The organism is Branchiibius sp. NY16-3462-2 (genome assembly GCF_001594145.1).
In the GTDB taxonomy this organism is placed as follows: domain Bacteria; phylum Actinomycetota; class Actinomycetes; order Actinomycetales; family Dermatophilaceae; genus Branchiibius.
On record NZ_LVCF01000035.1, the window covers coordinates 371,362 to 379,899 of the forward strand.

General features: G+C 66.8%; 12 protein-coding genes. All 12 read right to left on the bottom strand.

What is annotated here, in order from left to right; all coding sequences use genetic code 11:
- Positions 1-122: 122 nt before the first annotated feature.
- The 12 genes from AZH51_RS11190 to trpS are packed head-to-tail and all read right to left on the bottom strand — an operon-like array spanning position 123 to position 8,255.
- On the bottom strand, positions 123-629 hold the full coding sequence (locus tag AZH51_RS11190) for a bifunctional nuclease family protein (protein ID WP_291524240.1): 507 nt from the start codon (positions 627-629) through the stop codon (positions 123-125).
- A gap of 20 nt (positions 630-649) precedes the next feature.
- The gene (locus AZH51_RS11195) at positions 650-1,321 is read right to left on the bottom strand and encodes a MerR family transcriptional regulator (protein ID WP_291524242.1); all 672 of its coding nucleotides are present in this window, start codon (positions 1,319-1,321) and stop codon (positions 650-652) included.
- Between the two features lie 12 nt (positions 1,322-1,333).
- A complete protein-coding gene (locus tag AZH51_RS11200; protein WP_291524243.1) occupies positions 1,334-1,792 on the bottom strand; it encodes an FHA domain-containing protein in 459 nt (152 codons plus the stop codon).
- Between the two features lie 15 nt (positions 1,793-1,807).
- On the bottom strand, positions 1,808-2,197 hold the full coding sequence (gene gcvH / locus AZH51_RS11205) for a glycine cleavage system protein GcvH (RefSeq protein WP_291524245.1): 390 nt from the start codon (positions 2,195-2,197) through the stop codon (positions 1,808-1,810).
- The gene (locus AZH51_RS11210) at positions 2,194-3,105 is read right to left on the bottom strand and encodes a DUF881 domain-containing protein (protein WP_291524247.1); all 912 of its coding nucleotides are present in this window, start codon (positions 3,103-3,105) and stop codon (positions 2,194-2,196) included. The genes gcvH and AZH51_RS11210 overlap by 4 nt, the downstream gene beginning before the upstream one ends.
- 3 nt (positions 3,106-3,108) lie before the next feature.
- Positions 3,109-3,441, bottom strand: coding sequence for a small basic family protein (locus tag AZH51_RS11215; RefSeq protein WP_291524248.1), 333 nt, complete (start codon positions 3,439-3,441; stop codon positions 3,109-3,111).
- Complete coding sequence (locus AZH51_RS11220; RefSeq protein ID WP_291524251.1) at positions 3,438-4,301, bottom strand: DUF881 domain-containing protein; 864 nt, start codon at positions 4,299-4,301, stop codon at positions 3,438-3,440. Before AZH51_RS11220 ends, AZH51_RS11215 begins: the two co-directional genes overlap by 4 nt.
- On the bottom strand, positions 4,298-4,870 hold the full coding sequence (locus AZH51_RS11225) for a CDP-alcohol phosphatidyltransferase family protein (RefSeq protein WP_291524253.1): 573 nt from the start codon (positions 4,868-4,870) through the stop codon (positions 4,298-4,300). The genes AZH51_RS11220 and AZH51_RS11225 overlap by 4 nt, the downstream gene beginning before the upstream one ends.
- Before the next feature lie 25 nt (positions 4,871-4,895).
- Positions 4,896-5,525: an MBL fold metallo-hydrolase gene (locus AZH51_RS11230; RefSeq protein WP_291524255.1), complete on the bottom strand. Its 630-nt coding sequence runs from the start codon at positions 5,523-5,525 to the stop codon at positions 4,896-4,898.
- The gene (locus AZH51_RS11235; RefSeq protein ID WP_291524257.1) at positions 5,525-6,613 is read right to left on the bottom strand and encodes an S-(hydroxymethyl)mycothiol dehydrogenase; all 1,089 of its coding nucleotides are present in this window, start codon (positions 6,611-6,613) and stop codon (positions 5,525-5,527) included. The genes AZH51_RS11230 and AZH51_RS11235 overlap by 1 nt, the downstream gene beginning before the upstream one ends.
- A 48-nt stretch (positions 6,614-6,661) precedes the next feature.
- On the bottom strand, positions 6,662-7,204 hold the full coding sequence (locus AZH51_RS11240; protein ID WP_291524259.1) for an NUDIX hydrolase family protein: 543 nt from the start codon (positions 7,202-7,204) through the stop codon (positions 6,662-6,664).
- Between the two features lie 13 nt (positions 7,205-7,217).
- The gene (gene trpS / locus AZH51_RS11245) at positions 7,218-8,255 is read right to left on the bottom strand and encodes a tryptophan--tRNA ligase (protein ID WP_291524261.1); all 1,038 of its coding nucleotides are present in this window, start codon (positions 8,253-8,255) and stop codon (positions 7,218-7,220) included.
- Positions 8,256-8,538: the final 283 nt, after the last annotated feature.

The following is an 8,538-nucleotide window of genomic DNA, read 5'->3' on the forward strand; positions in this document are numbered from 1 at the left end:
ACCTCCGGAGTTCTGTACTGGTTGCTGGTCAAAGCTATGGCCGGGCCACCCACCGGTCAACGAGGCGCCCCGGCGTGTCGCGGGTGCTCGTCGTACCATAAAGCTCGACATGAGGGTTATACCTAGCCCGGTGGCTCGTGCGGAGCATCGGAGTCAGGACCCATTTCGAAGTCCTCGGCCGACACGTTGTCCAGGAATTCGCGGAATTTCTCCACCTGCTCGGCCTCTTCCTCCTCGTCCGCGATCTCCACGCCTACCTCGTCGAGGATCTGATCGGCAACGTAGATCGGGATGTTCGCGCGCAGGGCGATGGCGATGGCATCCGACGAACGCGACCCGATCCGGCGATCCTCATCGATCACTACATCGGCGAAGAACACGCCCTCTTCCATTTTGGTGATGACCACCGAAGACAGAGCGTGACCGAGGCCGTCAATCAGGTTGACGATCAGGTCGTGGGTCAGCGGCCGCGGCGGAACGACGCCCTGCTGGGCGTAGGCGATCGCCGTCGCCTCCGGCGCACCGATCCAGATCGGTACATACCGCTGGCCGCCGCGCTCGCGCAACAGGATGATCGGCTTGTTGGTCGGCATCTCGACCCGCACACCCATGACCTCGACTTCGCGCACGAGACCACGCTACCCCGCGGTCACGGTCGCGACAGCCGCGATCGGACCAGTGCCACGTGCAGGGCGAGGCACTCGCGCACCAAGTCGGCGGCCTCGACGTCAGTGGTCGCTGCCATCTGCCGGACCAGATCGACCTCGCGACCGGCGGCCAGGTGGAACAGCCGCAGGTGCCGGCCTTCGACCCCGTGGCTCATAAGCGTCGCAGCGGCCGCCGCGACCGACAGGTCACCCTCGTCGAAATAGCCGTCCTTGTCGGCACGCAACAGACCGAATGCCTCGAGGTCCGCCAGTGCGGCCCGGTCGAGGCCGGCGCCCTGTCGCAGTTCGCCCGCGGTCAGTCGGGCACCACGGCGTACCTGAAGCTCCAGGCCGCTCACGTCCGGATCGGGCTGCGGGGTCGGCGGGACCGGCAGCGGGACTTCCTGTGACGGGGCCAGGCCGCGCTCGTAGGCGTCCAGAGCCTCGGAGATCTTCTTCAGCGGCCAGAACCGGTCGCGCTGAGCGGTGAGAACGAATCTGAGCCGGTCCACGTCTGCGGCGCTGTACCGGCGGTAGCCGGAGGCGCTCCGGGTCGGACTGACCAACCCTTCGGCGTCGAGATAGCGCAGCTTGGAGATCGTGAGGTCCGGAAACTCCGGTTGCAACACTTGCAGGACCGCCCCGACGGTGCGGCCACGTTCGGCGATGGCCACCTGCGCGGCGATTCAGCTCGATGACGGCGCGTCGTAGAAGACCAGCCGGAACTTGCCGATCTGGACCTCGTCACCGGTGCGCAGCACCGTCGAGTCGATCAACGCGCCGTTGAGGTAGGTGCCGTTGAGTGAACCCACATCCTGTACGGCGAACCCCACGTCCGTGCGCCGGAAGACTGCGTGCCGGCGGGAGACGGTGACGTCGTCAAGGAAGATGTCGCTGCTGGGGTGCCGTCCGACACTGACCTCGTCGGCGTCGAGCAGGAAACGGGCACCGGTGTTCGGGCCGCGTTGTGCGATGAGCAATGCCGTCCCCGGGCGCAGCGCGTCGACTGTCGCACGGTCGGTCGCGGAAAGAGCAGTGGTACCAACAGTTTCCGGCGCCGGCTGGCCGCTGCCCGGCTCGAAGAACGCGGTGGCGTCGGCGGGCGGCTGCTCGGCGGACTCTGCGGCGTCGCCTTCACCCATCATGCAGCTAACCCTAGATCAGTCGAGTGAAGCGGTGTAGGCCGCCACGTCCTGCAGCTCGCCGAGGGAGGCGCCCTCGGCCAGACGCAGCTCGTACATCCACCCTTCGCCATAAGGGTCGCTGTTGACCAACTCGGGCGTCGCGTCCAGGGCCTCGTTCACGGTCACGACCTCGCCGGCCAACGGCGAGTAGAGGTCACTCACCGACTTGGTGGACTCGACCTCACCGACCGAGTCACCCGCGGCCACCGTGTCACCGACCTCGGGCAGGCTCACGTAGACGACGTCACCCAACGCGTCCTGGGCGAAGGCGGTGATCCCGACCCGCACCACGCCGTCTGCACCTTCGCGCACCCATTCGTGGTCGGCGGTGTAGTGCAGGTCGTCGGGGTAGTCCAGGTCGCTCATGAGCTCTCCTTGGCGGTGGCGGACGGTTCGGGTTGAGCGTACTGAGGCGTCTGCGTGGGCTGCAACGCGGTCACCTTCACCTGCTGCGAACTGGTGACCGTGGCCGTAGCGCCCATCGACCGCAGGCTTTCGACCACTCCGCCGGGAATGGCCATGGCGGTGGACATCGTGTGTGGATCACCGATGGCGACAATGGTGTACGGCGGCCGGACCGGGTGGCCGCTCACAGTCAGTGCGGTGTCGGAACTACCGCCGAACCAAGTGCTGGCGATGACCCGCTGGTCGTTGATCTGGATCGCTTCCGCGCCGGCGTCGCGCAGTTCCTCGATGGTGTCCAGCAGGTTGGCCGCCTGCACACCCTTCTCGTTGTCCTGGATGGTGATGGTGATGCCGGGACCGGTCGCTGGCAGTGTGCCGTTGAGGACGCCCAGCATCTGCAGACGCTCTTCGGCCGCCCGCAGAGCGGCGGCGTCGCCACTGGAGTTCTTCAGTTCATCGCGCGTCGTGGTCAGTCGGTCGGTTTCCTGTTCCAGACGCGACGCCTGACTGTTGACGCTGTCCAGCAACGCAACGAGCTCGTCCTGCCGGAGGTCCTCAAGACCGCTGGCGTCGGTCTGCTGGATCTGCGTGGTGATACCGAAACCGAGCAGGAGCGCAAGGAGCGCTGCGAACAGGTTGGCTTTGGTGGCCCGGGGCCGTCCCATCTTCGCCAGAGTGCGCCAGGCCGACCGGGAGGTTTCGGGCGTGCTCTGGGGTGATGGTGCAGGGTCCTCCTGCGCGGCCGGTACCACCACCATGGGCTCGCCCAGACTCGTCTGATCGGCGGTTGCCCTGCGCGCCGGTCGTTTGCGGTGCAAGCCGTGGCGATGCCCCTGGTCGGGGCTGTGCTGGGGGTCGTCGCTGGTCATGGTTCAGGCGTGGAAGATGTGCCGGCGGATAGCGGCCAGGTTGCTGAAGATACGCAGGCCCAGCACGACCACCACGGCGGTCGACAACTGGGAACCGACGCCGAGTTGGTCACCGAGGAAGACGATGAGCGCCGCGACGATCACGTTGGACAGGAACGAGATGACGAAGACCTTGTCGTTGAAGATCCCGTCCAGGACGGCCCGCACGGCACCGAAGACGGCATCCAACGCTGCGATGACGGCGACCGGCAGATAGGGCTGCAGCCACAACGGGACGTCCGGGTGCAGGACGACTCCCACGACCAGACCGATCAGGAGCCCGATGGCGGGGATCACTGGTTCTTCTCCTCTGGGACGGTGGCGTGGGACAGCACCGGGGCGGGCGCAGCGGGCAACGACTGCTTACCGGTCCGCCACGACGCACGCAGGCCGAACGACTGGGTCAGGTTATCCAGATAGGCACCAGAAGCCGACTTCTGAAACGCCGAGCGCATGGAGGAGGGGCCGATGGCCACGATGTCGTACGGCGGTTGGAGCGGCCGGAAGTTCACCAGGATCGCCTGCCCCGCGAACCGGATCGCGCTCAGCGAGGTCAGTCGCTGACCGTTGATCGCGATTGCTTCGGCACCGCCCTGCCACAACCCGTTGACCAGGATCTGCATATCGGCGGAGGTCAGCCGACCGTTCGAATCGTCCAGATCCCGTGGATCGTCCCCGCTGCCGGCGGCGCTGTCCTCGGCGTCATTGACCTCCAGGACCAATCCCTCACCGGTGACCGGCAGCGTGCCCGAGGTCACCTCTGCCTGGGCCAGCCGTTTGGCCAGCGCGTCCTGGTCCTCCCGTTGGAGCGCCTGGTTCTGCAGGGTGCTGATCTCCACTTGGGTGCGCTGGATAGTGGTGTTGGCCTTGTCGATGCGGCTCTGCGCTGAATCGATCCGCTGGATCAGTGCATCCTTCTGCGCCTGGACCTCGGTGCGCGGCACCCGCAGGGCCAGAGCCGCGACGGCGATGGCGAATCCGACCAGCACACAGGCGATGATCACCCCTGGCGAGCGCAGGGAGGTCTGTTGGGGCAACCCGGCAGCCCGGCGCTGCTCGGCGACCTGCTCGTAGGCGGGATCCAGTGGATGCTCAGTGATCTCGCGGATCAGCGACATCGAGGCGGCAGGGTCGCGGGGTTTGGTCGGTGTGCTCATGATGCTGCGGCAATCATCCGGCGGATCTGGATGGCATAGAGGAACCCGGCGAACCAGTACAGCGCGGTCCCCCACCATACGAACGCCCAGCCGATCCAGTTGGCGGGGGTGGCGAACGGCAGGTCGGTGGCCCCGAGCAGGACCAGCGGGAAGCCGACCACCAGGCACAGCGTGGCCGCCTTGCCGGAGAAGTGCACGGCCGGGATCGGCAACTTGTGAGCGCGCAGCGACGGACCGAAGCTGAACACGAACACTTCCCGGGCCAGCAACAGAACGACCAGCCACCACGGGATGATCGATCGGATCGCGAGACCGACGATGGTGGCGATGATGTAGAGCCGGTCGGCCAGCGGGTCGAGCAACTGGCCAACCCGGGAGGTCAGGTTGTAGGTGCGGGCGATCTTGCCGTCCGCCCAGTCGGTGAAGCTGGAGACCACCAACACCCAGAACGCCCACACGTCGTGGTGCGACAACAGCAACCACAGGTAGAGCGGGATGCCCAGGAGGCGTAGCAGGGACAGCGCATTGGGCACCGTCCACACCCGCCAGGGGACCTCCTGCTCGACCACGCCCCGAATGGTATGCGAACTCGGTTCAGTGACCGCGGTCCAGCCACTCCTGCCGGTGCGGCGCCTCGGCCCCGATCGTGGTGTCGTCACCGTGTCCGGTGTGGACAACGGTCTCCGGCGGGAGGGTCAGCAGGACATCGGTGATGGACTCGACGATCGTCGGGAAGTCGCTGTACGACCGCCCTGTCGCACCCGGTCCACCCTGGAAGAGCGTGTCGCCGGTGAACACCGCGCCCAGGTCGGGCGCCACGAAAACCATTGCGCCCGGGGCGTGTCCGGGCGTATGCCGGGCGATCAACGTCGTACCAGCCACCTCGAAGGCCTGCCCGTCGGTCAGCGGCTCGGGCAGTGGCCGGCCGGGATGGGCCAGGTCCCACAGCGGCTCGTCGGCCGGGTTGAGGTACACCGGCGCGCCGGTCGCCTCCGCCAGCGCCGGAGCGGCGTCGACGTGGTCGTCGTGCGCGTGGGTCAGCAGGATCGCAACGACCCGGCGATCACCCACTGCCGCCGTGATCGCCGCAGCGTCGTGGGCGGCGTCAATCACGATGACCTCGTGGTCGTCGCCGACCAGCCACACGTTGTTGTCGACCTCCCAGGTGCCGCCGTCGAGGCTGAACGTGCCTGACGTCACGACCTTCTCGACATCGACCCCCATTAGAAAACCACCACCGAACGCAGCACCTCACCGCGATGCATCTTGGCGAATGCCTCCTCGACGTCGCCGAGACCGATCGTCTCGCTGACGAACTTGTCCAGCGGCAACCGGCCCTGCAGGAACAGGTCGGTATACGTCGGGAAGTCCCGCTCGGGCAGGCAATCGCCGTACCAGGACGATTTCAGCGCGCCGCCACGGCCGAAGAACTCGATGAGTGGGAGGTCGGGGACCTTGAGGTCAGGAGTGGGTACGCCGACCAGCACCACCGTGCCCGCCAGATCCCTGGCGAGAAACGCCTGTTCGTAGGTCTCCGGACGGCCGACCGCATCGATGACCACGTCGGCGCCGAAGCCGTCGGTGAGTTCCTTGATCCGCTCCACCGCGTCGACGGACTTGCTGTTGACCAGATCGGTGGCACCGAAGTCCTTGGCCCACTGCAGTTTCCGGTCGTCGACGTCGACGGCGATCACCGTGGTCGCTCCTGCGAGGACGGCTCCGGCGACGGCGGCGTTCCCCACACCGCCGCAGCCGATGACGGCCACCGAATCACCCCGGGTCACCCCACCGGTGTTGATCGCCGCTCCGAGTCCGGCCATGACGCCGCAACCGAGCAGCCCCGCCACCTGCGGTGGTGCGGCCGGGTTGACCTTCGTGCACTGACCGGCCGCGACCAGGGTCTTCTCGACGAAGGCACCGATGCCCAGGGCGGGGCTGAGTTCGGTGCCATCCTCGAGCGTCATCTTCTGGGTCGCGTTGTGGGTGGCGAAGCAGTACCAAGGCTTGCCCTTCTTGCAGGCGCGGCATTCACCGCACACGGCGCGCCAGTTGAGGACGACGTAGTCGCCGGGAGCCACGTGGGTCACGCCCTCCCCCACCGCCTCGACGACCCCGGCCGCCTCGTGGCCGAGCAGGAACGGGTAGTCGTCGTTGATCCCGCCCTCGCGATAGTGCAGATCGGTGTGGCACACCCCACACGCCTGGACGGCAACGACCACCTCTCCCGGCCCTGGGTCGGGAATGACGATGGTGGTCACTTCAACCGGTGCGCCCTTGGTGCGGGCGATGACTCCGGTGACCTTCTGCGGCATGGCTGGCTCCTGATCCGTGCGGGATGGTTGGGTCACTGTAAAAGACGGTCAGCCCAGCGCCTCGGCGTACGCCAATGCCTGGCGCAACAGGTGTGCGCGGCCGCCGTCCAACTCGGCGGCGATGCTGGCGTCGACCGCTTCTTGCGGCGTCAGCCAGGTCAGCTCGAGGGCGTCCTGACGCGGGTCGCATTCCCCGACCACGGGCACCACGTAGGTCAGGGCCACTGCGTGCTGGCGCGGATCGTGCAGTGGTGAGACCCCTGGTACGGGAAGGTATTCAGCCACCGAGAAAGGCACCGTGCTCACCGGTAGACGCGGGAAGGCGGCCGGTCCGAGGTCCTTCTCCAGGTTGCGCATGAGCGCCTCCCGCACCGACTCGCCGTAGAAGACACGTCCCGACACGAAGCTGCGCGACATCTCCCCCGTGGCCGATCCCCGAAGCAGCAGCCCGACGTGCTCGATGCGACCGGTGTCGTCGAGGCGGACCGGGATGGCCTCGACGTACAGCATGGGCACTCGCGCACGGGTCTCTTGCAACGCAAGCTCGGACAGCCAGCCCGGGTTCGGATCAGGGGTGCGCAGGGTCGCCATAGGCCCATTGTGCTCAGTACGTCATTCCCATCGCCGCGCGCACCCGCCCGAGCGTCCGATCAGCGATCTCGTTCGCGGTCCGGTTTCCCTCGCGCAGCACCTCCTCGACCAGGCCAGGATCGCGTGCGAACTCCGCGCGCCGTGCGCGGTGGCCGGCCAGATAGTCGTTGACTGCGGTGGTGACCAGCGCCTTGAGTTCCGCTGCGCCACTGACTGTCCCGGCGATCTGGTCGGGGGCCTCACCCAGCACGAGCGCCGCCGTGCTGAGCAATCCCGAGACTCCGGGGCGGTTGGCCGGGTCGAAGCTGATGACCCGCTCACTGTCGGTCGGCGTACGCCGGATGAGGGCGGCGGTCTCGTCGGCCGTCATCGAGAGATTGATGGCGTTGCCGAAGCTCTTGGACATCTTGCGCCCGTCGAGACCCGGGATGTCGGGTGTCTGCGTGAGCAGCGCCTCCGGGACCCGGAACGTCGCCCCGTAGCGCTCGTTGAACCGGCGAGCGATGGTCCGGGTCATCTCGACATGCGGCAGGTTGTCCTTGCCGACCGGCACCAGGTCCGCGTCGCAGAACAGAATGTCGGCCGCCTGGTGCACCGGATACGTCAGCAGCAGACCGGAGAGCGCCCGCCCCGACGCGGCCAGTTCGGCCTTCACCGTCGGGTTGCGGTGCAGTTCGGCCTCGGTGACCAGGGAGAGGAACGGCAGCAACAGTTGGTTCAGCGCAGGCACCGCCGAGTGGGTGAAGATCACCGACCGGTCGGGGTCGATGCCGGCTGCCAGGTAGTCGAGTACGGCGGACCGCACGTAGTCAGCGATCCGTCCGGTGGTCTCCCGATCGGTGATCACCTGGTAGTCCGCGATTACTACGAAGGTCTCGATTCCACTGTCCTGCAGCAGAACCCGGTTCTGGATACTGGCCAACAGGTGGGCCAGGTGTAGTGGTCCGGTGGGTCGGTCCCCCGACAACACGCGGTGACCATCGGGGTGCGCACGTAACTGCTCCAGGGACGGCATGCGTTCGAGCGTGGCTTGGAAAGAGGTGGTGCTCATGGGTTTCTCCTGCGGGATCGTGGGCCGCCGGCAGGCAAACGAAAAGGGCTGCCGTGGCAGCCCTTTGGTTGGTTGACGAACATCCGTCGATGGGCCGCTATCGCAGCAGCCACCAGTTCATGCTCGGGATCAGACGCATACCAGGATGATAGGGCAGGCAGTTTCACGCGGTCGTTGCAACACCGTCGGTTTCTGGTGGCGTTGAGAGTATCTGATGGAGAGCTTCGGCGGGTGTTGCCCATTCCAGGGTTTGGCGGGGTCGAGTGTTCAGCAGGTCAGCGAC